Below are 22,022 nucleotides of genomic sequence, written 5' to 3' on the forward strand. Positions count from 1 at the left end.
CATGGATAAGATCGAAAAGTTTAAGACTATGGAGAAAATTCTCCGTGAAATAGAAGATTTGAAGAACAGCGAGACTGCGGTGATCAAGAAAATTGGTCAGATCGAAACTGAGAATATGAACGTAAATGTGCAGGGTTTGGATAAATCGCTGAATGAAATATATGATGGGGTTTATAAAAATCTGCAGCAAGTGGAGGACCTCCAAAATTCTTTCACTGAAACCGTATCCGACTTTAAATCGAAAAATAATATTACTGATGAGATGTTGATGGAGCTAAGAGAAGCGTAATAACAAAACGGGGAGCTGCGCTCCCCGTTTTGTTATTACAGCCCTGCGTCATCAGAAGCTCCCATCGCGAGCGCCGCCCAATCCAGGTTATCCCTCTCTTTTGCAATCGCCGATATAAAACGGTTACGAATCAGATCCGCCAGTGGCATAGGTACATTTGCGTCTGAAGCGGTCTGCAAAGTCAGATTGATATCCTTTAACCCCAATGGAAGGCGGAAAGCAACATGATCATAAGATTGTTGCGCCACCAACTTCCCGTAATTCTGAAAGATCGGAGCGGCAAAAAGTGTCTGGGTAAGCATTTCGTAAATACTTTGGCGGGAGATACCATTTTTCTCTGCCATTGTAAATGCTTCTCCCATCATTTCCAGGCTAGCCGCGATCATGAAATTCCCCGCCAGTTTTACTACATTGGCTGCTCCCACGTCTTCCCCAAAATCCCAAATCCCTTTGACAAAAGTTTGAAGGATAGGTTTGGCAATTTCCTTAGCCTCTGATTTGCCTGATATTGCAATATTCCCTACTCCTGCCTTCACCGCTTCGGGCCGCGCAAAAATCGGTGCGCCTACATAAGACGCCTCGTACCAATCGTGAATTTTGCTCAATTGCCGGGCAGTTTCAGGAGATATGGTACTCATTGAAATATGAATGCCTCCTTTTCCCAATTTTTCAACCAGTTCCATTGAGAAAACCTCCTCCAATACTGCGTCATCTGCAAGAACAGATATTACAATACCGCCCGGAGCAATGGCATCCATGGGTTCTTCCACCACTTTTGCACCAAGTTTGGCAAGTGGCCCGGCTTTGGAAGACGTTCTGTTCCAAACTGTTAATTCATATCCTGAATTGATCAGACTTTCGGCGATAGGCATGCCCAGGTTTCCCAGGCCCAGAAATGCTATTTCTTCAGACATACTTCAATATTTAAGTTGATGTTAAACTTGTAAAATGCCCACATTGAACTGTTTTTCAATGGGCGCCTGATCGGCAGCTTCGATACCTGCTGAAATTATCCTTCTCGTTTCTGCCGGATCTATAATTCCGTCCACCCATAACCGTGCCGCTGCATAGTAAGGCGACAATTCCCGATTATATCGGTCAGTGATTTGTTTAAGCAAATCGTTCTCCGCCTCTTCGGTTAACGTTTCACCTTTTGCTTTTAATGTTGCGGTTTGCACCTGCAGAAGTGTTTTAGCCGCCGTCGCGCCACTCATGACGGCCATCTGAGCTGTTGGCCAGGAAAATATCAGTCTCGGGTCGTAAGCTTTCCCACACATGGCGTAGTTGCCCGCGCCATACGAGTTACCGATGATAAAAGTGAATTTGGGAACAATCGAATTTGCTACTGCATTGACCATCTTTGCACCATCTTTGGTAATACCGCTCTGCTCCGCCCGGCTTCCTACCATGAAACCGGTCACATCATGGAAGAATAAGAGCGGGATCTTCTTTTGATTGCAATTCATGATAAAACGGGCTGCCTTATCCGCTGATTCGCCATAGATCACGCCGCCCATTTGCATTTCCCCTTTCCCCGATTTAACCATTTTACGTTGGTTGGCGACAATGCCCACTGCCCAGCCGTCCACACGTGCATAGACGCAAATCAAAGTTTTACCGTAATCGGGTTTGTATTGGTCGAGCTCAGAACCGTCCACAATGCATTCCAAAATCGGCAAGACATCGTATGGTTTCAGCCTGTCCACGGGCAAAAGGGTGTATATTTCTTCCGCATCCCGATTGGGGGTTAGCGGAATTTTACGGTCGTAACCTGCTGATTTGGGTTTCCCGATTTTATCGACATGCCTTCTTATCGCGTCCAGGCATGACTTGTCATCCGGAAATTTGTTGTCGGTAACTCCGGAAATCTCGCAATGCATGGTCGCTCCGCCCAACGACTCAGCATCTACGTCCTCGCCCACTGACGATTTGACTAAAAAAGGCCCTGCCAGAAATAATGAACCCGTCCCCTCCACAATGAAAGCTTCATCGGACATAATCGGAAGATATGCCCCCCCTGCAACACAACTGCCCATGATCGCTGCGATCTGAATTATACCCATCGCGGACATCTGTGCATTATTCCTGAAAATACGTCCAAAATGCTCTTTATCCGCAAACACCTCTGCTTGCCTTGGCAGATAAACACCCGCACTGTCGACCAGATAAATAACCGGCAAACGGTTCTCCATGGCAATTTCCTGTGCTCTAAGGTTCTTCTTTGCAGCGATCGGAAACCACGCCCCTGCCTTCACAGTAGCATCGTTGGCGACAATCATGCATTGCCTCCCAGCCACATATCCGATCCCGGCTACCACTCCACCCGAAGGGCACCCCCCCTCCTCTTCATACATTCCGTTACCTGCAAAAGCGCCAATTTCCAGAAAATAGGAATTCGGGTCAATGAGATAATCTATTCTCTCCCTCGCTGTCAACTTTCCTTTTTGATGCTGTGCTGCTATTTTCTTTGCACCTCCTCCCAGCTTTACCTGCTCGTATCTGGCGTGAAGCGTAGTTAATAGTTCTGGAAGGCTTTGTTGGCTGGTCATTGATTTTTGCGATGAAGATGTGACAGTGTTATCACCAAAAATAAAAAGTCGTTCACCGGTAAGCAAACGACTTGAATTTTAATTTGAGGTGATCATGATCGAACCCGCCTATTTGATTTTTGTGGTGGTATCAAGCGGCGATTCAGCCGGACCTTTGTCTTTCTTCCCGAAAACAGAAATATTAATGTACCGTTTCGGATGCTCCCGAAGATTGGTCAGCAGCTTATTGAGACTGACGATTGTACGGTCGATATTGGTATAAAGTGTTTCATCTTTAATCAGTTTTCCGGCGGTTCCCTTGCCCGATTCTACACTTGCGAGAAGGGTATGCAATTCTCCGATGGTACGATTTGCATTATGCATGGTTTCACCTAATCTTAATGCACTCAACGAATCTGCTAATGTGCCTGTTTTTGCAAGAAGCGGTTTCAATTCCTTTTCGGTTTCTACCAATGAGGTCGATAACTTGTTCAGATTGGAAGTCATCGCCAGCAGATTTGCCCGGTTTTCGTTAAGTAGTCCCTGCAGATTGCTGCCTGTCTGATTGTAATTTTTTAGTACCTGATTCAGTATCAACCCGGTTTCCTGAAAACCAGCTACAACCTGGTTCAAATTTTTAATGAGCGAATCGGCGTGGGTAACCAAAGGTAATGCCTGTTCTTGCAAGACTGCCGAAATACCTGATTCCTTTTTGGGCAAAAGGGTATCACCATCCTGCAATGCGGGCCCGGTACCTATTGCCAAATGGATCACTTTCCCTCCCAGAAGTCCGCCGTCGGCGAGAACAGCTGCCGTACCTTTTGGCAACACAACTCCTTTCTGAACATCGATAGAAACAAGGAGATGGTTTCCACGGCTTTGCAATAATTTGATTTCCTGCACCCTTCCTACATTTAAGCCGTTGAGCAATACAGGATTGGAGGCTGTCAAACCATCGATATTGTCGTAAACCACATAATATTGATAGGTTCTGGAAAAAACGTCGGAGCCTTTGAGGATATGAAAGCCGAAATACAGCATGACCAAAGCAAATAACGCCATGATCCCAACCTTTGCTTCTCTTGATAATTTCATGGACTAAAATTAATTGAATTCACTCATTTACCGGTCCATATCTTTTTTATAGGCCATAAAAGCCTGATGGATGGACTCCGCGACCTCCTTCTGGCCATCTTCTGAACTTAAGTATTCCTCTTCGTCGGGTGAAGACAAAAAGCCCGTTTCGATCAAAACAGCGGGCATAGCGCACCGCCACAATACCAGGAACCCCGCCTGCTTCACTCCCCTGCTTTCGCGGTCGGATACTGATTGGAATTTCTTCTCAATCTGGTCAGCCAGACGTAGACTACTTGAAATAAAAGCGCTCTGATAGTTGGCCAGCATAATATGTGCAAGCGGAGAATTCGGATCAAAGCCTTTATACTTTTGCTTGTAATTGGTTTCCTGTAGGATAACCGAGTTCTCCCTCTTCGCTACTTCCAGGTTTCCCTCTGTCTTGTGTAAACCCATCACATACGTTTCCGTACCCCTGACCGACCTGGACCTTGGTGTTGCATTACAATGAATAGAAATAAACAGATCCGCGTTATTCCGGTTAGCAAAAGCAGAGCGTTCCCCCAATTCGATAAAAACATCGGTTGACCGGGTGAACAATACTTTGACTTCGGGAGTTTCCTCTTTGATCCTGCGGCCCAATTCGAGTGCCACTTTCAGGGCAACATCTTTTTCCTTGGTGCTGCTGCCCCTTGTCCCGGGGTCTTTGCCACCATGGCCTGCATCAATAACAACGGTATTTACTTTACTGGGGGATCTATGGTTGTCCGGTTCTTGGCGGAATACAAAAGAGAGACTTGCGAGCAGAAAACTGGCTACAATTACTAATTTAAGAACTTTTAACATTATTTTTTAATTGGGGCGTAACTCGTTAGAGGTTTCTCTGCTAATTTTGAATTCGTATGCAAAAATACTCTATTTGTTAGAACTGAAAAGAAAGGCGATTATTATATCGTCTGTAGTTGTGGCGTTTCTCCTGTTCAGCACTTTAGCTTGTGTGCAACAGCGCTCCAAGGGGTCCGGGAAAAATCAGAGTAAGCAGAAAGTCTCAACTTCTGACAAACAATCAGCGGATGCTCTTCTTAAAGCGAATCAACAAACCGGTACAGACACTTCAGGTACCGGTAAGCCGGGTACGTCTAATGCAGCCTTGTCAAAAGGCGATACCTCTCTCATTAACAAAAACTTAACGGCCGACTCGACTGCTACGGATACACTTTCCAATCCGGACGACCTGCAAAATACAGTGCAATACACCGCCGAAGACTCCACGATCATGGATGCCGTCCTCAAACAGGTGCATTTGTATGGCAATGCGGATGTTACTTACGGAACAATCAATCTCAAAGCCAACTACATCAGGCTAAATTGGGTCACAAATGAAGTGTACGCCATTGGGACTTATGATTCCACGGCAAAGAAAATGGTAGGCGAGCCGATTTTTAAAGATGGCCCCGAAACCTACAATACCAAAGAGATCAGGTATAATTTCAAATCTCAAAAGGCGCTCATTCATGGTATTGTAACTCAGGAAGGCGACGGCAATATCCGTGGGGAGAAAGTAAAGAAAGACGCGGAAGGCAATTTTTATATCCGGCACTCCATTTACACCACATGTAATCTTACACACCCTCACTATTTCATCAATGCGCCAAAGATTAAGATGGTCAATAAAAAGCAGGTGATTTCTGGTCCATTCAATTTGGTGATCAGCGATGTTCCGCTGCCTATTGCATTGCCTTTTGGTTTTTTCCCTTTTCCAAAAAAGAAAGAAAGCGGCACCAGTGGTATTATCTTCCCGACTTACGGAGAAGAACCGAACGGACGCGGATTTTACCTTCGGGAAGGAGGCTACTACTTTGCGATCAGCGAGTACATCAATGCCACTGTAACCGGCCAGATTTATTCCACCGGGAGCTGGGGATTGGGCGTGGCATCGACCTACATCAAGCGCTACCAATACAGTGGAAACCTTGCATTGAGATTTAATAAGAACAAATCAAGTGACGAGGTTGACAGGCTTTTGGGACGCGGGGTAACCAATGATTTCAGTGTGGTATGGTCACATGCACCAAAACCAAGAGGTAATTCTCAATTCTCTGCAAACGTTAATGTCAGTAGTAATAGTTACAACCAGTTTCAGGCATTCGATACTCAAAAGTATATTTCCAATGTCGCCAGTTCGTCTGTTCAGTACAATCGGACATTTGGACAATACATGCGTGCGGCTGCCAGTTTACGGGTTAACCAAAACTTTGGGCAGGCAGATCCGAACGACGGAAATAAAAGAAAGGGCGGAAAGACTAATGTATCCTCTGATTTTAGTTTTGGCGTAAATCAGATAGCCCCTTTTGCTTTGAAAGGAGGAAGAGGTCGGTGGTATGAAAGCTTCCGGCTGGGTCTTGACTTCAGCGGAAACTATACATTGACTAACTCATTGACGGCCATTGACACCTCGTATAGTCGCCTGGGATTCGAAATAGACAATAAGATTGATACCACCCGCCTAAACACAACCAAAGTTGTCCCATTCAACATCGGAAACCTGCCGGAGATGTTGCGTGATGCACAGTTTACAGGCCGTTACAGCTTGCCTATCTCGCTACCCAACTTTAAGGTGTTGCGCTTTGTGAACATCACGCCCAGCATCTCCCTGCAAGGCGAGGTTTTCACAAAACAATACAATTACAGGGTGGGTGAAAACAATAAGGTGACGATAGACACCTTGAAACAAGCCGGTACTGAATATTCTTACAATTTTGGGGCGGGCATGAACACCCGTTTCTATGGGACCTTCTTTGTACGGGGAAGGCGGCTGGAAGCCATTCGGCACACCGTTATCCCTTCATTGTCATTTACTTACACTCCTGATTTTACTGGAGACGCTTTTGGATTTTATCAAAAGATCAATGTATATAATCGCCAGGGAGAACTGAAACAATATTCTCTCTCGAGGTTCCGAGGGATAGGCAGCGGCGTAAGCAATGGGATGGCTTCCAGCGTTGTTTCGTTCAGTTTGAATAACTCTTTCGAAATGAAGCTGAAATCCAAAAGTGATACCGCAGCCGCACAATTCGAGAAAGTGTCGTTGCTTGACAACCTAAGCTTGGGTGGAAGCTACAATTTGCTAGCGGACTCGCTTAATCTCTCTAACATTACCATTAACGCCAATGCGCGCATCGGCAAGAATCTGAACCTGAACTTTAATATGAACCTGGACCCCTATGCTTACGAGGCGAATCCCAGGATTTTGACCAGCCAGGTAGGCACGAAGGTGAATAAATATGCGATCACACAGGGGCAAGGATTAGCCAACCTGCAAAGTTTAGGGTTCACGCTCGGCACCAGTTTTTCGCCCAAAAGCTCGGATAAAAACAAAACACAGCCCAACAACCCCAACACCGCCAGTAATTCAGCTGCCACAGCGGAGCAAAAGGAATTTATAGCGCAAAACCCAGAGCTTTATGTGGATTTCAATATTCCCTGGAACCTGTCTTTGAACTATAACTTTGGCCTGACTAAACCTGGCCTTTCGAAAGCAACGCTTATTCAGGCGGTGCAGGCGACCGGCGATCTGAGTTTATCGAAGAACTTCAAGATAAGCGTAAATACGGGTTTTGACTTTACCGCATTTTCGCCCACCATTACGACCCTAACCCTTTATCGCGACCTGCATTGCTGGGAGATGAATTTCAGCTGGACGCCGTTCGCCGGTGCCGCCTCCCGGGTAAGTAACTATAACTTCACGCTGAAGGTAAAATCTGCGATATTGCAGGATCTGAAAGTGACCCGCCGCCGTTCTTTCTACGACAGATCGGCCTACTAGCCAATAAAAAAGGCCGACCCTTCCGGACCGGCCTGCCAATATCCTGGCAAAATTACTTTGATGAGGGTTTTGTGGCAGCTTTTGGAACTACCTCCCCGTTCAGGTACAAGGTAATAGACCCTCCCTCTGTGTTACTGAAAACAGTCACCGGCTTGTTGAACGGACCAGACGCCGCTGCATTAAAAGTAGCCTTTACAGTACCTGTTTTGCCTGGCAATACGGGATCCTTTGACCAAACCGGAGTTGTACATCCGCAAGATACGGTAACATTAGAAAGAACAACAGGGTCGGTACCTGTGTTAACGAACGTAAATTCATGCGTAACAGGAGTTCCTTGTGGTACCTTACCGAATTTGTGTGTTTCCTCTTTGAATTTCAAAACACCTTTTTGAGCAAAACTCATGGTAGTAAGGCCTACCAGAAGAACCAGCGCTGAAAAAAATACTTTCATAACTATGACTAGACATTAAGTGGTGAAAAAAATAATTAGCAAACAAGATTAATGTTTTAATAAGAAAAATAATAATCGTTAACCAATATTAACAGAAGACTTAAAAGTTATACGCACAAGGAAGGCGTTTATTATTTTCCGGCGTAATTTTGGTGTGCATTCAAAAAAATGTAATTTAACTACGGATTCAATCCTGTTCCTTGCTTATGCTTCAAAATGATAGTTTGACCGGTTCCCATGTTCTGACTAAAGAAAATATTATCAATGACTACCGCTTAGCGTGCGAAAGTCGTCAGGTAAGTTTACTGGGAAGAAAGGATACCATGGGCGGTCGATCTAAGTTTGGCATTTTTGGAGATGGTAAAGAAGTCGCTCAAATCGCGCTTGCGAAGGCTTTTAAACCAGGGGATTTCCGTTCAGGGTACTACCGGGACCAGACCATAGAAGCTGCAGTAGGAAATCTCACCTGGCAGGAGTTCTTCGCTCAGATGTATGCCCACGCCGATTTGGCGCATGAACCCAGCACGGGGGGCCGCTCCATGAATGGTCACTTTTCTACAAGGTGGCTGGATGAAGACGGAAAATGGCTTGACCAGACGAAATTATACAACTCTGTATGTGATATTTCTTCCACAGCAGGTCAGATACCCAGGGCCGTCGGATTGGCGTACGCTTCTAAATTATTCAAGAAAAATAAAGAATTACATGGTATGACCACCTTTTCCCATCAGGGAAAGGAGATCGTTTTTGCGACGATTGGTGATGCTTCCACGTCTCAAGGAATGTTTTGGGAGGCAATGAATGCTTCCGGAGTTCTGCAGATTCCATTGCTCACATCGATATGGGATGACGGCTACGGCATTTCGGTCCCAATTGAATACCAAACTACAAAAGGGAGTATCTCAAAAGCACTTGCTGGCCTACAACGAAATGAGGATGAGCTTGGTATAGAAATCATTTCCGTAAATGGTTGGGATTATCCGGCATTGATAGAGGCTTATCAAAAAGCTGCCAACATATGCCGTGAAGAGCAGGTACCAGTAGTAATCCATGTGACTGAACTTACACAACCGCAAGGCCATTCCACCTCAGGTTCGCACGAACGATATAAGTCGAAACAGCGGCTTAACTGGGAAATCGAGCACGATTGCAACCTAAGGTTTCGTGATTGGATACTCAAAAACGGGTATGCGACAGACGAAGACCTGGAACAAATAGAATCAGAATCGAAGGAAAAAGCGGCACAGGCAAGAAATGCGGCCTGGCAAGCTTATCGAAAAGAATTGGACAGGGAATATTTGGAAACGATCCAGATCATTCAGGAAACAGGACGCGACAGCAGCTTTGCAAGCGATTTGAGCAACGTAGTCCTCGAACTTTCCAAGACATACCTGCCAGTCCGGAGGGATATGATTGCCAGCGTACGCAAGGCGTTGCGAATCATCGCAAAAGAAGAAAATCCTCTCAAAGATACTCTCAAGGCATTCCTGCGCACTCATTTGACAGAAAATGCGGCACGTTTCAATACGCATCTTTATAGCGACACATCTGAGTCTCCCATGCTGGTAGAAGCCGTTGATCCTGAATTTTCTGAGGATAGTCCTACGGTAGACGGAAGGGAAATTATTCGTTCGTACTTCAATGCACTTTTTGAAAGAGACGCAAAAGTTGTCGCATTGGGTGAAGACATTGGAATGATCGGCGATGTAAATCAAGGATTTGCGGGTCTGCAGGAAAAATACGGTGAATTAAGGATCACTGATACAGGAATTCGTGAAACAACAATCATTGGTCAGGGGATCGGGCTGGCAATGAGAGGGCTGCGCCCGATCGTCGAAATCCAATACTTCGACTATATCTACTACGCATTAGCTACCCTTACCGACGACCTTGCGTCTTTAAGATACCGAACTGCCGGTGGGCAAAAAGCCCCGGTTATTGTGCGTACAAGAGGTCACAGGCTGGAGGGAATCTGGCACTCTGGTTCTCCGATGGGCACGATGCTAAGCAGCCTTCGCGGTATTCATGTCATTGTACCCCGAAACTTCACTCAGGCGGCAGGTTTTTACAATACCCTGATGAAAGGCGACGACCCGGGATTGATCATTGAACCACTTAATTCTTACCGCCAAAAAGAAATTCTGCCTAACAATATCGGCGAAATATGCGTCCCATTGGGCGTTCCGGAAATAATTCGTGAAGGAAATGATATTACTGTTGTTACCTATGGCTCCATGTGCCGTATTGTAATGGAGGCCGCTTCACAATTAAAAGGTGTGGGTATTGATGTCGAGGTGATCGATGTACAGACACTTTTACCATTTGATGTTAACAGCAGTATCGTGGAGTCCATAAAAAAAACCAACCGGGTCGTATTCGCAGATGAAGACTTGCCTGGAAGTGCATCTGGTTATATGATGCAACAGGTTATAGAAAAGCAGAATGCTTATCGTTGGCTTGATTCAGCGCCAGCGACCATATCTGCAAAGGATCATCGCCCTCCTTATGGGTCAGACGGTGATTATTTCTCAAAACCTAATATGGACGATATTTTTGAAACTGTTTATCAAATCATGCGTGAAGCAGAGCCCGACCATTATCCGGAGCTGTTTTAACGTAATTGATTTTCATGTATCAGAAGTCAGGAAAAAGAATTTTTGACATCATTCTGGCGGGAACTGGATTAGTAGTCCTGTCACCGCTTTTTATTTGTATCACTACTATCCTCTGGCTTCATTTCAGAAAGCCTTTTTTTCTTCAACGGAGGCCGGGTAAATACGAAAAGATTTTTACCTTGTTCAAGTTTCGCTCTATGCACGGGCAACTTGTCGGCTCCAAAGGTTCCGTGGAATCTGCCATCGGGAATTTCCTTAGGAAGACTTCATTAGATGAACTTCCCCAGCTTTACAATGTATTGCGTGGCGACATGAGCCTGGTCGGACCGCGGCCGCTTTTGGCTGAGTACCTTCCATTGTATAGTTCCCAACAACGTCTTCGACATTCCGTACTTCCTGGTCTTACCGGACTTGCCCAGGTGCGTGGGAGGAACTTGCTAACATGGGAAGAGAAATTCTCTTATGATGTATGGTATGTCGAAAATCAGTCATTTAAAGTCGATCTCAAAATTTTGATATTGACATTTAAAAAAGTCTTGTTACAAGAAGGTATTAACAACTCAAACACCTGCACTGTCGAAAAATTTCAAATCAAATCGCACATATGATCATCTACGGGGCAGGGGGACACGCAAAAGTGATCTTCAACATCCTGAATGCATCGGGCAAACAAGTTAGGGCAGTTTTTGATGATGATTTTCAGAAAAAGGACCTGTCAGGTTTTCCGGTAGCAGGTACATATTCCAATCGGCTCTTTCATGACGAACCTATAATCATAGCAATCGGAAACAATGAAACCCGCCGTACCCTGAGCGGCCAAATAACGCATCGATACGGAAACGCGATTCATCCCTCTGCTTTAATTGCACCAGATGTGGTTATGAGCCATGGAATTGCAGTGATGCATAACGCGGTTGTCCAAGCCGCTTCTAAAATCGGTGCCCATGTAATCGTAAACACCGGCGCTATTGTTGAACATGATTGCGAAATTGGGGACTTTGTTCACCTGGCACCTGGTGTTATCATTTGCGGAACCGTCTCCATTGGCGAAAACACGCTTATCGGTGCGGGCAGTACTGTTCTTTCGAACAAAAGAATTGGGAAAAACTGTACCATTGGCGCGGGAACTATTGTTACAACGCACATTCCCGACGGAGCATTAATTTATGGCAACCCGGGAAGAATCATATCATTATCAAGCACACTATGAAATCAAAAATCTGGCTTTCTCCTCCACATATGGGAGGTCAAGAGATAAAGTATATCGAAGAAGCATTTGATAGCAACTGGATTGCGCCAGCCGGCCCTCACATCGAAGCGTTCGAAAAGGATCTAAGTCTGTATACCGGAAGTAGTCATATCGTTGCACTTTCATCCGGTACAGCAGCCTTGCACCTGGCTTTGATTGTTTCGGGTGTAGAAAGTGGGGATATCGTAATTTGTCAGTCGCTTACATTTGCCGCCAGCGCTAACCCAATATTGTATTTAAATGCAACTCCGGTTTTTATTGACAGTGAGCCTGAAACATGGAACATTTGCCCAGATGCATTTGAAACGGCAGTAAAGCATTACATCAGGATTGGGAAAAAACCCAAAGCCGTTATTTGTGTACACTTATACGGTATGCCGTGCAAACTCGATGAACTATTGTCAATATGCAGAAAATACGACCTTACATTGATCGAAGATGCCGCAGAAGCACTGGGCTCGGAGTACCACGGGCAAAAACTTGGCACTTTTGGTAGCCTGGGAATATTTTCGTTTAATGGCAATAAAATCATTACAACGTCAGCAGGTGGCGCTCTTCTTTCCGCCGATCGAAAATTAGCAGAAAAAGCACGCTATCTGGCAACACAGGCACGAGAGCCAGTAGCACATTTTGAACACACTGAAGTAGGCTATAATTATCGTATAAGCAACGTCTGCGCAGCAATTGGACGAGGTCAAATGGAAGTATTGGAATCAAGAATTGCAAAACGCCGCGTGAATTTTAACCTGTATCGGCAGTATTTGACCGAAATCGATTACATCCGCTTTCAACAAGAGCCCTTGGAGGCTATCTCCAACAGGTGGCTGACTACGATAACCTTTCAGAGCGAACTTTCAGGAATTAGACCGGGAATGTTGAGATCAAAACTACTGCAACAAAATATTGAAAGCAGGCCGCTGTGGAAGCCAATGCACCTGCAACCGGTTTTTTCAAAGGCGCCGTATTTCGGAGAAAATGTCGCCCAGACACTCTACGAAAATGGCATTTGCCTCCCTTCGGGCTCAGAATTGGATGAAGAGACCATCTTCCGTATATGCCAGATTATCATCCTATTACATAGCAAAAAATGATAAGAACCGCTGGCTAATCATTGCTGGCGATTCTTATCATTTTCTATATCTAACTTACACCCTATTAAAGAATCTCGATCTCGAACTGCAGCGGAGTATAAGGAGGAACAGACCCAAATCCAGTCGACTTGTATCCCAGTGCAGACGGAAAAATGATAATAGCTTTTTCTGTCTTGCGCATTTTCTGAACTGCAGTATCAAAACCGGCGATAACTCCGTTGGTGCCAGTAGTAAGGTTAAGTGTTCCTTCATCAAACTTTTTGTCGTCCAGAAACTTACCTACATATTTAACACTCACTGATTTACCAGTGCCTAAAGCATCCCCGGTAACTGTATTAGTTCTCACAATAACCAGATTACTTGCCGTCCTCTCAGATACCACAAACTTTTTCTTCAAAAGAAAATCATCTATTTGTTGCACTTCCGTACGTGTTTTCAGGAACTCTACTTCCAATCTAATTGGTGAATACGCAGGAATGTTCACCCTCTCAACATTTCCGAAAGCCAGATAGTATGGGAGTAAAAAACTCGCCTTTTCACCCGTTTTCATGAGAAAAATACCTCGCTCCAAGCCAGCAAAACCAGTTGAATAGCCCTCAGCCGGAAAAGTGAATACTGAGTCTCCTGGCACAGACAACACCTTTGCTCCATTCAATAAATAGCCTGTAAATTTCACAGTAGCCGCGTCTCCCGTCTTCACACGCTCACCCGATGGATTGGACTTACGGATCATATAATAAAGACCTGAACTATCTTTAACAGCACTTGATCCCAAGCTATCTGTTTTCAGGTATGCTGCAATGGCTGTCTCATTTTCTGCAATTTTCTCCTCGTCCTGACTACCGTTCGAATTCATACAACCGGATAGTCCTAAAACCATCACGAACAACCAACCCAATACTAAATTAATACGCTTCATTGTTAACTTTCTTTCTAAAAACGATTTATAAAACCTTGTAACCTAACCGTAGACTCCTTCATTCCGCCATTGGTTGCAATAGACTATTAAACTTCCACTTTCACGTTTTTCTCGAAGTAATTACAAAAGTGTGTTAGTGGGCACTCGAAACACTTCGGATTTCTTGCAAGGCAAATATATCGTCCATGTAATATCAGCCAGTGATGTGCCTTATGTACAAGGTTAGTTGGAATGTACTTGACTAATCCCCTTTCCACAGTTAGTGGAGTCTTCGCTGTCAGAGGTACCAATCCCAGCCGGTGTGACACCCTAAAAACGTGCGTATCTACCGCCATAGCTGGCTGATTAAAAATCACTGAAGCAATGACATTGGCGGTCTTACGTCCCACACCAGGAAGTTTTTGTAAATCCTCAATATTGGCTGGAACCTCTGAATGAAATTGATCCACCAACATTCGGGCCATGCCCACGAGATGTTTACTTTTGTTATTAGGATAAGAAATTGATCGGATATAGGTAAAGACCTCTTCGGCATTAGAAACCGCCAGGGCCTGCGGATCCGGGAAGCGTTCAAATAACGGAGGAGTTACTATGTTGACACGTTTATCGGTGCACTGTGCAGAGAGAATAACCGCTACTAACAATTGATATGGATCAGAATAGCGTAGCTCTGTTTCAGGTTCGGGAAAGTTTTTAGTAAAGTAGTCCAGAAAAAGCTTGAAACGTTCCTGTTTTTTCATGAGAAATGGAAAAAACCGGCCATTAAGGAATGGCCGGCATTAAAAAGACCTGCTGCTTTGTATCAGTACAAAAGGGCAGCAGGTCTTTTAGTCGAAAATTGCTGTGAATATTTGAAAACTTCCGCGATTACCTTGTCTGATGGGGTTCTGGTAATCTTATTCATCTGACTCTGTATTTCAAGAGAATCGAGATAAAAGTTCATCAAATTCTCGTCTAGCGCTAACGCTTCAACAATCAGATCGTTTTCATTGTCTGTTGTCTCGGCATATAAATACCTTACAACATCATCGTAAGTAAAAGTTTTTGTCATACTGTGGGGCACGTTGGTTAAATTGTTTACGCAGATTTATCAACGCGTAACGCATTCTACCCAATGCCGTATTAATACTCACACCCGTGGCATCAGCAATTTCCTGAAAGCTCATGTCCTCATAATGGCGCATGATCAGTACTTGCTTTTGAACATCAGGTAACCGCTGGATCATCTCCCGCAGTTGTTCATGTGTCTCCTGACGAATCTGGACTGACTCCACGGAATCTTCCGAAAAATCCAGCGTATTAAAAACACTGCTTCCATCTTCGAACACTACATTGGGGTAGCGTTTATCGCGTCTGAAATAATCAATGGCGAGATTGTGTGCGATTCGTATAATCCACGGCAAAAATTTACCCTCATCATTATATCTACCCCCCTTTATCGTATCGACGGCCTTAATAAATGTATCCTGCAATAAATCTTCGGCTACATATTGATCCTTGACAATTAGATAAATAGTGGTGTATATTCTTGATTTATGGCGCTGAACAAGCTTTTCAAAGGCCTTTTCATTACCATGGACATACAATGTTACCAACTCACTGTCGCTAACTTGGACTTTCTCCATTTTACTATTCGATTTAGTTAACGTAGAGCGGTTCGTCGATATTGTTTCTCCTTTCTGTTTGGTGAAAAAATGAAGTGATTGTTTGTATTTCGAATTATACGAATCAAAGAAATAGATTTGAAAAATAATTTGCAAATGTTTCGGTTCCTTTTTTTGTAAATTACTTACTATTAACAGATGTTAACAAGCAAGGCGTATTTCTAGGAATATTCTACTACCAATTTGCACTCCTATTCTTTTTGTAATAAATAACAGAACTTATCAAATAAATGTACGGCTAATATGGTGTTATTGGATCACTTTCAACCTTGAACTTTCATAAATTAGGGTTTTAAGGACAATTTGATTTTTTTAATAATTATTGGATTTTTACCAGATATGAAGTACAAGCATATTTTTTTTGATCTGGATCACACGCTATGGGATTTCGAAAAAAACTCTTCCGAATCGTTAGAAGAAATTTTTCACAATTTAACCCTCAAACAGCACGGAATAGCGTCTATTGAGGCATTTGTTCAATGTTTTCTCAAGATTAACACATCGCTATGGGATGCATTCGACCAAGGCAAACTGCACCATACCTATATACGTGAAAATCGATTTAAATTAGTATTTGCAGAGCTTGGAGTGGAGTGCCCGCCCAATCATACAGAAATTGGGGAGCTGTATCTTCGCGCGCTTCCAGACAAAAAACATTTGCTGGAAGGGGCCCTGGAACTATTAAACTATACCAGTAAGGCAGGCTACAATATGCATATCATCACCAATGGATTCAATGAAATTCAGGCGAAAAAAATTGCGAGCTCAGAAATTAGCCATTTCTTCAGTAACATCATCACTTTTGAAACCGCCAATGCGAAGAAACCCGACCCTTTGATTTTCGAATTTGCGCTGGACGCCGCAAAGGCAGATAAAAATGAAAGCATTATGATTGGCGACAATTGGATTGCAGATATCATGGGAGCAAAAAAAGTAGGACTAGATACCGCCTACCTTAACCCCGCTGGATTGCAGTTTGATGAGCGCCCAACCTATGATATCCGCCGACTGGGGGAGTTGATGTATATTTTATAATTAGAGCCTGAAATACAATTGTAACCTGCACTAGTCACCTTCTGTAAACGTGATTTTTTTCTCTTTCAGAAAGTACTTGATGACATCCACATGAACGCATTGTCCAACGTTCAGGAAAGGGTAATTCGACACACGCCTTCGATAACCGTCTGAAATTACCTCCCTATTTACCTGATCAAACCCAAGATGAAGGTGTCTCGTGGAACTTTGCATTCCATAAATCAATCCATTCTGGTCAAAAAGAGGTCCGCCGCTTTGTCCTCTTAGCCCTGGAGTACTCATTTCAATGCCTGTAACCTCATTTCCCTCACCAATATGCCTGGTGATTATTCCATCGATTGGGAAGCTCGGCGTCTTGACTTTACCCTCCTTTATCCACTCGATGTCACCGGTATCTTTATTGTACCGATAATTTGTGAACTCTGGAAAAGGATAACCAAGTCGGCACAAATATCGGCCTTGTTTAACAAGACGGCTATTTTTTAAAAATTTCGCGCATCCCTGATACTGCTTCACTGCAAAATCCCGAAACTGGATGATCGCCAGGTCCTGACTCGGGTGGAGGTGGATCATCAACCCCTTGTAGGATTGGACACAGTGAATGAAATTAAAAAGAATACGGATCGGATTTTCGGAGGAAATCTTAAATCTGGATTCCAATAGTTGTCGCTGTGTATCGTAGCCGGGATCCTTTTCAAATTTTCTCAGCTCGCCTTTGAATCTGAGGTAGTTCTCATAGATAGACTTTGCATACAGAATCTGCCTGGCTACATGTTTACAGGTCACTGCAAACCCATCGTCGTTGACGAAAAAGAGCGTCGCTGTGCCCGGGACAATGTCGCTCCCTGTGTAGTACCTGAAAATGAAATGGACTGGTCTTGTAAATTGGTCTACCTTTTCAATTGCGTCAACAAACATAGAAGATCTGGTAAGCCTGTCCTGTTTATGGATGCGTAAAAGGAACTAATGCTTCAGTCTGGTCCCAGCTTAGCACCATGTTCACTCCAGATGGAATTTCCTCAAAATAAATATCAAACAGCTCTTGTACGGAAGGCCTGATACGTATAGGAACTTCGACCTTTAATACATTTTTCCCGTCGTTGTACTCGGTACCCCACTGTCCGGTCTCAGAGTTCAAAATGATTTTCCAACTGCTTTGTCCTGGGGTCGAATAAAGCGAATAGGTACCCGCTTTAACGGGTTTACCAGCTATCAGGAGATCTTCCGCAAATTCAATTAAGGTTGCTTCATTTGCGCCAGTACGCCATACTTTACCATAAGGAACCAGAGCTTTATCTTGTTCTCTTCCAAATATCAGCCGTCCTTTTTTACCTGGCTTGCTGTATGTGACTTTGATTTTCACACCATTCTGCTCTGTTTCAGCAATAGCTTCGGGGCTAAATGATTTCGTATATTTCCTGATTCCTAAAAAGATGACTGAAGCAACAACTATTACTCCTAAGAGGATAAGGAGAATTTTTTTCATATGGTCACGGACAAACGATTTTGTAAAAAGTATAGCTTACTGAAAGCCTAACATAGTAATAATTATCTTTTAATGAAGGGTCGCCCTGGATTTTATCCGTGGTCAAAGGCTGCCCGCCCAAATTATCCAGATAATCTGTAAAAGTCTTTCTTGTGCCATATTCCAAACCGATATTCCAGGGCCTCTTTATCTGATACTTTATTCCAACTCCAAAAGGCAGTACCAGGCCGCTAGTCTTATATGCACTTGTCTGAATATCCGGATTGAATTTGGAATAGCCGATGCCTCCAAACAAATAAGGGCTCCAATTGACTGCGAACCTGCGTTCCTGAAAATTTAAGAAGTTATATTCCGCGACAGCACTGCCTTCTAAAATGGACGTCCGGAAAGACAAATTTCGCTCCTGCTGGAATGGGTCCTTACTATACTTATCCTTTGCGCCGATCAACCCAGCAGCCAGTTCGGCTCTAAGAGACAACGCCTGATTGGGATTAAACCGAAAAAATAGACTGCCGCCAGGTTTGAAAAAGCGAGCTCTTAGTGATGGAGAAATATCACCCTTGTAATTAAAGCCACCGACCCCAACACCCAGTTCTATTTTCTGGCCAAAAGCTGAACTGCCGCAAACTGCAAAAAAATAAATACCTGCTGCCAATAATCGGATCAAGTATTTATCCTCTGAAATTCTAAAAAAGTACTTCAATGTATCCTAATTACTTAAGTGGGGGACATTTGATTTGTGAAGGCAACATATAATTGATATGTATCATACCAAATAAATAATTGTCGGTATAGCTTGGACTATTGCCTCTCGCCGTGCCTGGTGCCGCAAATCCGGTCGTTGGCAATGCAGCCAGCGGGTCATTGGTTTCTAATCCGTAATTAACAACCAGAAATTTCTTTAAAGATTCTGTCCTGTCCGCGCCTTTTCTAACCGCCACTGGATTTGTCGACCTGTTTGAAAGGGCGAGTGCAACTGGGTTATCGGCAAACAAAGCAGGATCTGCATAGTTTCCATGAGTATCATCCAGATAATCTGTAAATGTCTTCCTGAAGCCCAACTCAGCCGAAATATCAAATTTGGAATTGATCTTGTACCTCACCCCTATTCCCACCGGAATCGCGAATTGTACCAGCGAATAAGGCTTGGCATAACCCTCATTACCCTGGCCCTCCGTCCCTAAGGGTTGCAATTTCACCCAATTGCCATGTAAGGAATCCAGTGCTTTTGGATTATGGGCCGTTAAAGCCACGCCAGCAAAAAGATACGCGCCCAACTGAGGACGTCTGTCATAGCTGCGGTTATCTGGTGTAAGTTTAAAAATACCCTGAATTGAAAATTCCTTCAGGTCATTGCGGAACTGGAGGTTTCTAGCATAAAATATGTTGGATTCGTGTTTCGAACTGCGATTCATGATGTAATCGTCGCCTGCAATCCTGGCATAGATGAAACTAGCCCTTGCAGCCAGACGCGGCGTAAAATGACGAGTATAATTACCACCAACGCTCCAGCGCATCATATAAAATGTGGAAGCAAAAGGGCGTCTGTAAGGCGCAAGATCTCCGTAATAGCTGGAAGTCCCGATACCAAACCCTGCAGTAGAATATGGAACAAAGATGCCGCGGCTTTGGGCCTGAGTATCCCCGTTTGTTAACAATAGCCCAAAAGTTAAGATCAAAGTCAGCGCTCCGGATACTCTTTTCAGTTCAAAATGTCTACGCATTTGAGATCGATTTTTTTGCAAAAATAGGATAGTTGTTGGTTTTCTTCAGGTTGTATCACCATTTCAACGTATTTCGCCAAGATTTATTTGTAGTGCTTATCTTTTTTAACTTGCTTATCATTTTGTATTCAAAAAAGATTCAAAGATGATTACGAGTAGCAATCTTCACTTTTCTTACTCCGCTCAAAAGAAATTCCATTTCCCCGACATCAGCTGTAAAAACAAAGAAACGCTATTGATCCTTGGTCAATCTGGAAAGGGAAAAACTACCCTCCTACACCTTCTCGCCTTGCTATTGAAACCGGATTCGGGAGAAATTTACATTGCAGAAAAACCAGCCAGCCGGTTCTCCCAGGAAGATATTATTAATGTCAGGTCGAAAAATATCGGCATTATTTTTCAGCGTCCTCATTTCGTCAGGGCGTTATCAGTATTGGATAACATCTTGCTTTCCAATTACCTGGCAAACAAACAACAAGATCGTGCAAAGGCTGCACACCTGGCCGAGCAATTGGGTTTTGCGGATCATCTCTCAAAGAAAACAGCACAGCTGAGCCAGGGTGAACAGCAACGTGTCAGTATTGCCCGGTCGCTGATGAATAACCCCAATGTAATTCTGGCCGACGAACCCACTTCAAGTCTGGATGACAACAATTGTCAAAAGGTGATTGAATTGCTCAAAACACAATCGGCGTCAATAGGCGCCAGTCTGGTGGTAGTCACACATGATCAAAGGTTGAAAGACGAATTTGCCAATCAGGTGATTTTGTAAAGTCAGCCTGGCAGTTAACATAACCCATATAGCCAATCAGGATGAACCTGTTCAGAATAAGCATTGCTAACCTCATCGAGAAAAAGCTTAACAGCTTTTTGAGCGCCCTTCTGCTCACTTTGGGGATAGGTATGATCTCTCTGCTTTTGTTATTAAACAAACAGCTCGACGAACAATTCAAAAGAAATATCAGAGGGATCGATATGGTTGTCGGTGCCAAAGGAAGCCCACTCCAATTGATTTTATCCAGCATTTATCAGATCGATGCCCCTACCGGAAATGTGCCGCTTTCGGAAGTTAACTCCCTCAGAAAGAATCCATTTGTGAAAACTGTAATTCCACTATCTATGGGCGATAGCTATCAGGGGTTCAGGATTGTGGGTACGACACCAAAATATATCGACCATTTTCAGGCTAAACTTTCTGAGGGGATGCTCTATAATGCATCTATGGAGGTTACCATCGGAAGCAAAGTAGCCAGAAATGCGGGCCTGAAAGTAGGCGATCTCTTTTCAAGTTCACACGGACTGGATGCGAACGGTGAAAAGCACGGAGAAAAAAAGTACAAAGTAACAGGGATATTTAATCCCAGTGGAAGTGTTGTTGACCAACTTATCCTGACACGTCTTTCCAGTATATGGGACATTCATGACCATCCGGGCAGACAAACTGGAGCAACTGAAAAAGAAGAACACCACCCCCTGCCAGGGGTGACCGACGCCGAACCCGACGATGAAAATAAACAAGTTACGAGCGCGCTGATCCAATTCCGTAACCCAATGGGCTTGCTCACCATTCCCCGCCAGATAAACGAAAACACATCCATGCAGGCCGCGCTGCCTAGCATCGAGATCAACCGACTTTTTTCCTTGCTCGGCGTCGGGGTCGAAACGCTCAGGGCCTTGGCGCTAGTTATCATTGTCATTGCAGGAGTGAGCGTTTTTATTTCGCTCTACAACTCTCTAAAGGAACGGAAATATGAGATGGCGCTCATGCTCTCGATGGGCGCTACCCGCAGCAGGCTTTTTCTGATGTTGTTAATTGAAGGAATAACGCTGGCCCTGATCGGGTTTTTTGCAGGGGTGATTGTGAGCCGCATTGGATTGTTGCTTTTTTCGGAAGTCGCAGAACAGGATTTTCATTATTCGTTAAAAGGATTTGCCCTTCTTCCCGAAGAAGTCTTACTGTTTTTTGGGGCGCTGGCCATCGGAGCTATCGCAGCTGCACTTCCGTCCCTGGGTATTTACAATCTGAATATATCGAGAACCCTGGCGGAGGAATGATAATGTACTTAAATTT

22 protein-coding genes are annotated in these 22,022 nt (G+C 44.1%); 9 read left to right on the plus strand and 13 right to left on the minus strand.

Going from position 1 to position 22,022, the window contains the following annotated elements:
* Position 1: 1 nt before the first annotated feature.
* Positions 2 to 289, plus strand: a complete 288-nt coding sequence (locus tag AC1XUF_RS18890; RefSeq protein ID WP_483343379.1) for a hypothetical protein — start codon at positions 2 to 4, stop codon at positions 287 to 289.
* Positions 290 to 324: 35 nt separating this feature from the next.
* Here the strand turns inward: AC1XUF_RS18890 and AC1XUF_RS18895 are convergent, their stop codons facing one another.
* The 4 genes from AC1XUF_RS18895 to AC1XUF_RS18910 form a co-directional block, all read right to left on the minus strand.
* Positions 325 to 1,203, minus strand: coding sequence for an NAD(P)-dependent oxidoreductase (locus AC1XUF_RS18895; RefSeq protein ID WP_483343380.1), 879 nt, complete (start codon positions 1,201 to 1,203; stop codon positions 325 to 327).
* A 21-nt stretch (positions 1,204 to 1,224) separates the two neighbouring features.
* Positions 1,225 to 2,838 carry an acyl-CoA carboxylase subunit beta gene (locus AC1XUF_RS18900; protein WP_483343381.1) on the minus strand — a complete coding sequence of 538 codons (1,614 nt, stop codon included), beginning with the start codon at positions 2,836 to 2,838 and terminating at the stop codon, positions 1,225 to 1,227.
* A gap of 108 nt (positions 2,839 to 2,946) precedes the next feature.
* Positions 2,947 to 3,912, minus strand: coding sequence for an MlaD family protein (locus AC1XUF_RS18905; protein ID WP_483343382.1), 966 nt, complete (start codon positions 3,910 to 3,912; stop codon positions 2,947 to 2,949).
* Positions 3,913 to 3,939: 27 nt separating this feature from the next.
* Entirely contained in the window at positions 3,940 to 4,737 is a 798-nt protein-coding gene (locus tag AC1XUF_RS18910) for an N-acetylmuramoyl-L-alanine amidase family protein (RefSeq protein ID WP_483343383.1), read from the minus strand.
* 73 nt (positions 4,738 to 4,810) lie between these two features.
* Here AC1XUF_RS18910 and AC1XUF_RS18915 point away from each other — a divergent pair, with 73 nt between their 5' ends.
* Complete coding sequence (locus AC1XUF_RS18915) at positions 4,811 to 7,717, plus strand: putative LPS assembly protein LptD (RefSeq protein WP_483343384.1); 2,907 nt, start codon at positions 4,811 to 4,813, stop codon at positions 7,715 to 7,717.
* Between the two features lie 52 nt (positions 7,718 to 7,769).
* Here AC1XUF_RS18915 and AC1XUF_RS18920 read toward each other — a convergent pair whose 3' ends face one another.
* Positions 7,770 to 8,168: a DUF1573 domain-containing protein gene (locus AC1XUF_RS18920; RefSeq protein ID WP_483343385.1), complete on the minus strand. Its 399-nt coding sequence runs from the start codon at positions 8,166 to 8,168 to the stop codon at positions 7,770 to 7,772.
* 206 nt (positions 8,169 to 8,374) lie between these two features.
* Between AC1XUF_RS18920 and AC1XUF_RS18925 the strand changes: the two genes are divergently transcribed.
* From AC1XUF_RS18925 to AC1XUF_RS18940, 4 genes are read left to right on the plus strand one after another with little or no spacing between them, the layout of a single operon-like run.
* Entirely contained in the window at positions 8,375 to 10,783 is a 2,409-nt protein-coding gene (locus AC1XUF_RS18925; RefSeq protein ID WP_483343386.1) for an alpha-ketoacid dehydrogenase subunit alpha/beta, read from the plus strand.
* A 14-nt stretch (positions 10,784 to 10,797) separates the two neighbouring features.
* Positions 10,798 to 11,391, plus strand: a complete 594-nt coding sequence (locus AC1XUF_RS18930) for a sugar transferase (RefSeq protein WP_483343387.1) — start codon at positions 10,798 to 10,800, stop codon at positions 11,389 to 11,391.
* On the plus strand, positions 11,388 to 11,993 hold the full coding sequence (locus AC1XUF_RS18935) for an acetyltransferase (protein WP_483343388.1): 606 nt from the start codon (positions 11,388 to 11,390) through the stop codon (positions 11,991 to 11,993). Before AC1XUF_RS18930 ends, AC1XUF_RS18935 begins: the two co-directional genes overlap by 4 nt.
* Positions 11,990 to 13,123 carry a DegT/DnrJ/EryC1/StrS family aminotransferase gene (locus AC1XUF_RS18940; protein WP_483343389.1) on the plus strand — a complete coding sequence of 378 codons (1,134 nt, stop codon included), beginning with the start codon at positions 11,990 to 11,992 and terminating at the stop codon, positions 13,121 to 13,123. Before AC1XUF_RS18935 ends, AC1XUF_RS18940 begins: the two co-directional genes overlap by 4 nt.
* A 64-nt stretch (positions 13,124 to 13,187) precedes the next feature.
* On the opposite strand, the gene AC1XUF_RS18945 is transcribed toward AC1XUF_RS18940, so the two are convergent.
* The 4 genes from AC1XUF_RS18945 to AC1XUF_RS18960 all read right to left on the minus strand — a co-directional run bounded on the left by AC1XUF_RS18945 (position 13,188) and on the right by AC1XUF_RS18960 (position 15,667).
* Complete coding sequence (locus AC1XUF_RS18945; protein WP_483343390.1) at positions 13,188 to 14,042, minus strand: FKBP-type peptidyl-prolyl cis-trans isomerase; 855 nt, start codon at positions 14,040 to 14,042, stop codon at positions 13,188 to 13,190.
* A gap of 86 nt (positions 14,043 to 14,128) precedes the next feature.
* The gene (gene nth, locus AC1XUF_RS18950) at positions 14,129 to 14,782 is read right to left on the minus strand and encodes an endonuclease III (RefSeq protein WP_483343391.1); all 654 of its coding nucleotides are present in this window, start codon (positions 14,780 to 14,782) and stop codon (positions 14,129 to 14,131) included.
* A 62-nt stretch (positions 14,783 to 14,844) separates the two neighbouring features.
* Positions 14,845 to 15,093 (minus strand): hypothetical protein, encoded by a 249-nt coding sequence (locus AC1XUF_RS18955; RefSeq protein WP_483343392.1) that lies wholly within the window; start codon positions 15,091 to 15,093, stop codon positions 14,845 to 14,847.
* A complete protein-coding gene (locus AC1XUF_RS18960) occupies positions 15,068 to 15,667 on the minus strand; it encodes an RNA polymerase sigma factor (RefSeq protein ID WP_483343393.1) in 600 nt (199 codons plus the stop codon). Before AC1XUF_RS18960 ends, AC1XUF_RS18955 begins: the two co-directional genes overlap by 26 nt.
* Before the next feature lie 342 nt (positions 15,668 to 16,009).
* On the opposite strand from AC1XUF_RS18960, the gene AC1XUF_RS18965 reads away from it, so the two are divergent.
* A complete protein-coding gene (locus AC1XUF_RS18965; RefSeq protein ID WP_483343394.1) occupies positions 16,010 to 16,741 on the plus strand; it encodes a YjjG family noncanonical pyrimidine nucleotidase in 732 nt (243 codons plus the stop codon).
* 30 nt (positions 16,742 to 16,771) lie between these two features.
* Here the strand turns inward: AC1XUF_RS18965 and AC1XUF_RS18970 are convergent, their stop codons facing one another.
* The 4 genes from AC1XUF_RS18970 to AC1XUF_RS18985 are packed head-to-tail and all read right to left on the minus strand — an operon-like array spanning position 16,772 to position 19,951.
* On the minus strand, positions 16,772 to 17,659 hold the full coding sequence (locus AC1XUF_RS18970; protein WP_483343395.1) for a S1 family peptidase: 888 nt from the start codon (positions 17,657 to 17,659) through the stop codon (positions 16,772 to 16,774).
* A 25-nt stretch (positions 17,660 to 17,684) separates the two neighbouring features.
* Positions 17,685 to 18,227 carry a DUF2911 domain-containing protein gene (locus tag AC1XUF_RS18975; protein ID WP_483343396.1) on the minus strand — a complete coding sequence of 181 codons (543 nt, stop codon included), beginning with the start codon at positions 18,225 to 18,227 and terminating at the stop codon, positions 17,685 to 17,687.
* Between the two features lie 4 nt (positions 18,228 to 18,231).
* A complete protein-coding gene (gene porG, locus AC1XUF_RS18980; protein WP_483343397.1) occupies positions 18,232 to 18,894 on the minus strand; it encodes a type IX secretion system protein PorG in 663 nt (220 codons plus the stop codon).
* 46 nt (positions 18,895 to 18,940) lie between these two features.
* Positions 18,941 to 19,951 carry a hypothetical protein gene (locus AC1XUF_RS18985; RefSeq protein ID WP_483343398.1) on the minus strand — a complete coding sequence of 337 codons (1,011 nt, stop codon included), beginning with the start codon at positions 19,949 to 19,951 and terminating at the stop codon, positions 18,941 to 18,943.
* Between the two features lie 145 nt (positions 19,952 to 20,096).
* Between AC1XUF_RS18985 and AC1XUF_RS18990 the strand changes: the two genes are divergently transcribed.
* Both AC1XUF_RS18990 and AC1XUF_RS18995 read left to right on the plus strand, forming a co-directional pair.
* A complete protein-coding gene (locus tag AC1XUF_RS18990; protein WP_483343399.1) occupies positions 20,097 to 20,723 on the plus strand; it encodes an ABC transporter ATP-binding protein in 627 nt (208 codons plus the stop codon).
* Positions 20,724 to 20,764: 41 nt separating this feature from the next.
* Positions 20,765 to 22,006, plus strand: coding sequence for an ABC transporter permease (locus AC1XUF_RS18995; RefSeq protein ID WP_483343400.1), 1,242 nt, complete (start codon positions 20,765 to 20,767; stop codon positions 22,004 to 22,006).
* Positions 22,007 to 22,022: the final 16 nt, after the last annotated feature.

This window comes from Dyadobacter sp. HNCC25DJ185, from assembly GCF_056895195.1.

Bases quoted from the DNA above. Each gene is read 5' to 3' on its own strand.
- AC1XUF_RS18890 (WP_483343379.1), top strand. From the start codon at position 2: ATGGATAAGATCGAAAAGTTTAAGACTATGGAGAAAATTCTCCGTGAA.
- AC1XUF_RS18895 (WP_483343380.1), bottom strand. From the start codon at position 1,203: ATGTCTGAAGAAATAGCATTTCTGGGCCTGGGAAACCTGGGCATGCCT.
- AC1XUF_RS18900 (WP_483343381.1), bottom strand. From the start codon at position 2,838: ATGACCAGCCAACAAAGCCTTCCAGAACTATTAACTACGCTTCACGCC.
- AC1XUF_RS18905 (WP_483343382.1), bottom strand. From the start codon at position 3,912: ATGAAATTATCAAGAGAAGCAAAGGTTGGGATCATGGCGTTATTTGCT.
- AC1XUF_RS18910 (WP_483343383.1), bottom strand. From the start codon at position 4,737: ATGTTAAAAGTTCTTAAATTAGTAATTGTAGCCAGTTTTCTGCTCGCA.
- AC1XUF_RS18920 (WP_483343385.1), bottom strand. From the start codon at position 8,168: ATGAAAGTATTTTTTTCAGCGCTGGTTCTTCTGGTAGGCCTTACTACC.
- AC1XUF_RS18925 (WP_483343386.1), top strand. From the start codon at position 8,375: ATGCTTCAAAATGATAGTTTGACCGGTTCCCATGTTCTGACTAAAGAA.
- AC1XUF_RS18930 (WP_483343387.1), top strand. From the start codon at position 10,798: ATGTATCAGAAGTCAGGAAAAAGAATTTTTGACATCATTCTGGCGGGA.
- AC1XUF_RS18935 (WP_483343388.1), top strand. From the start codon at position 11,388: ATGATCATCTACGGGGCAGGGGGACACGCAAAAGTGATCTTCAACATC.
- AC1XUF_RS18940 (WP_483343389.1), top strand. From the start codon at position 11,990: ATGAAATCAAAAATCTGGCTTTCTCCTCCACATATGGGAGGTCAAGAG.
- AC1XUF_RS18945 (WP_483343390.1), bottom strand. From the start codon at position 14,042: ATGAAGCGTATTAATTTAGTATTGGGTTGGTTGTTCGTGATGGTTTTA.
- nth (WP_483343391.1), bottom strand. From the start codon at position 14,782: ATGAAAAAACAGGAACGTTTCAAGCTTTTTCTGGACTACTTTACTAAA.
- AC1XUF_RS18955 (WP_483343392.1), bottom strand. From the start codon at position 15,093: ATGACAAAAACTTTTACTTACGATGATGTTGTAAGGTATTTATATGCC.
- AC1XUF_RS18960 (WP_483343393.1), bottom strand. From the start codon at position 15,667: ATGGAGAAAGTCCAAGTTAGCGACAGTGAGTTGGTAACATTGTATGTC.
- AC1XUF_RS18970 (WP_483343395.1), bottom strand. From the start codon at position 17,659: ATGTTTGTTGACGCAATTGAAAAGGTAGACCAATTTACAAGACCAGTC.
- AC1XUF_RS18975 (WP_483343396.1), bottom strand. From the start codon at position 18,227: ATGAAAAAAATTCTCCTTATCCTCTTAGGAGTAATAGTTGTTGCTTCA.
- AC1XUF_RS18985 (WP_483343398.1), bottom strand. From the start codon at position 19,951: ATGCGTAGACATTTTGAACTGAAAAGAGTATCCGGAGCGCTGACTTTG.
- AC1XUF_RS18990 (WP_483343399.1), top strand. From the start codon at position 20,097: ATGATTACGAGTAGCAATCTTCACTTTTCTTACTCCGCTCAAAAGAAA.
- AC1XUF_RS18995 (WP_483343400.1), top strand. From the start codon at position 20,765: ATGAACCTGTTCAGAATAAGCATTGCTAACCTCATCGAGAAAAAGCTT.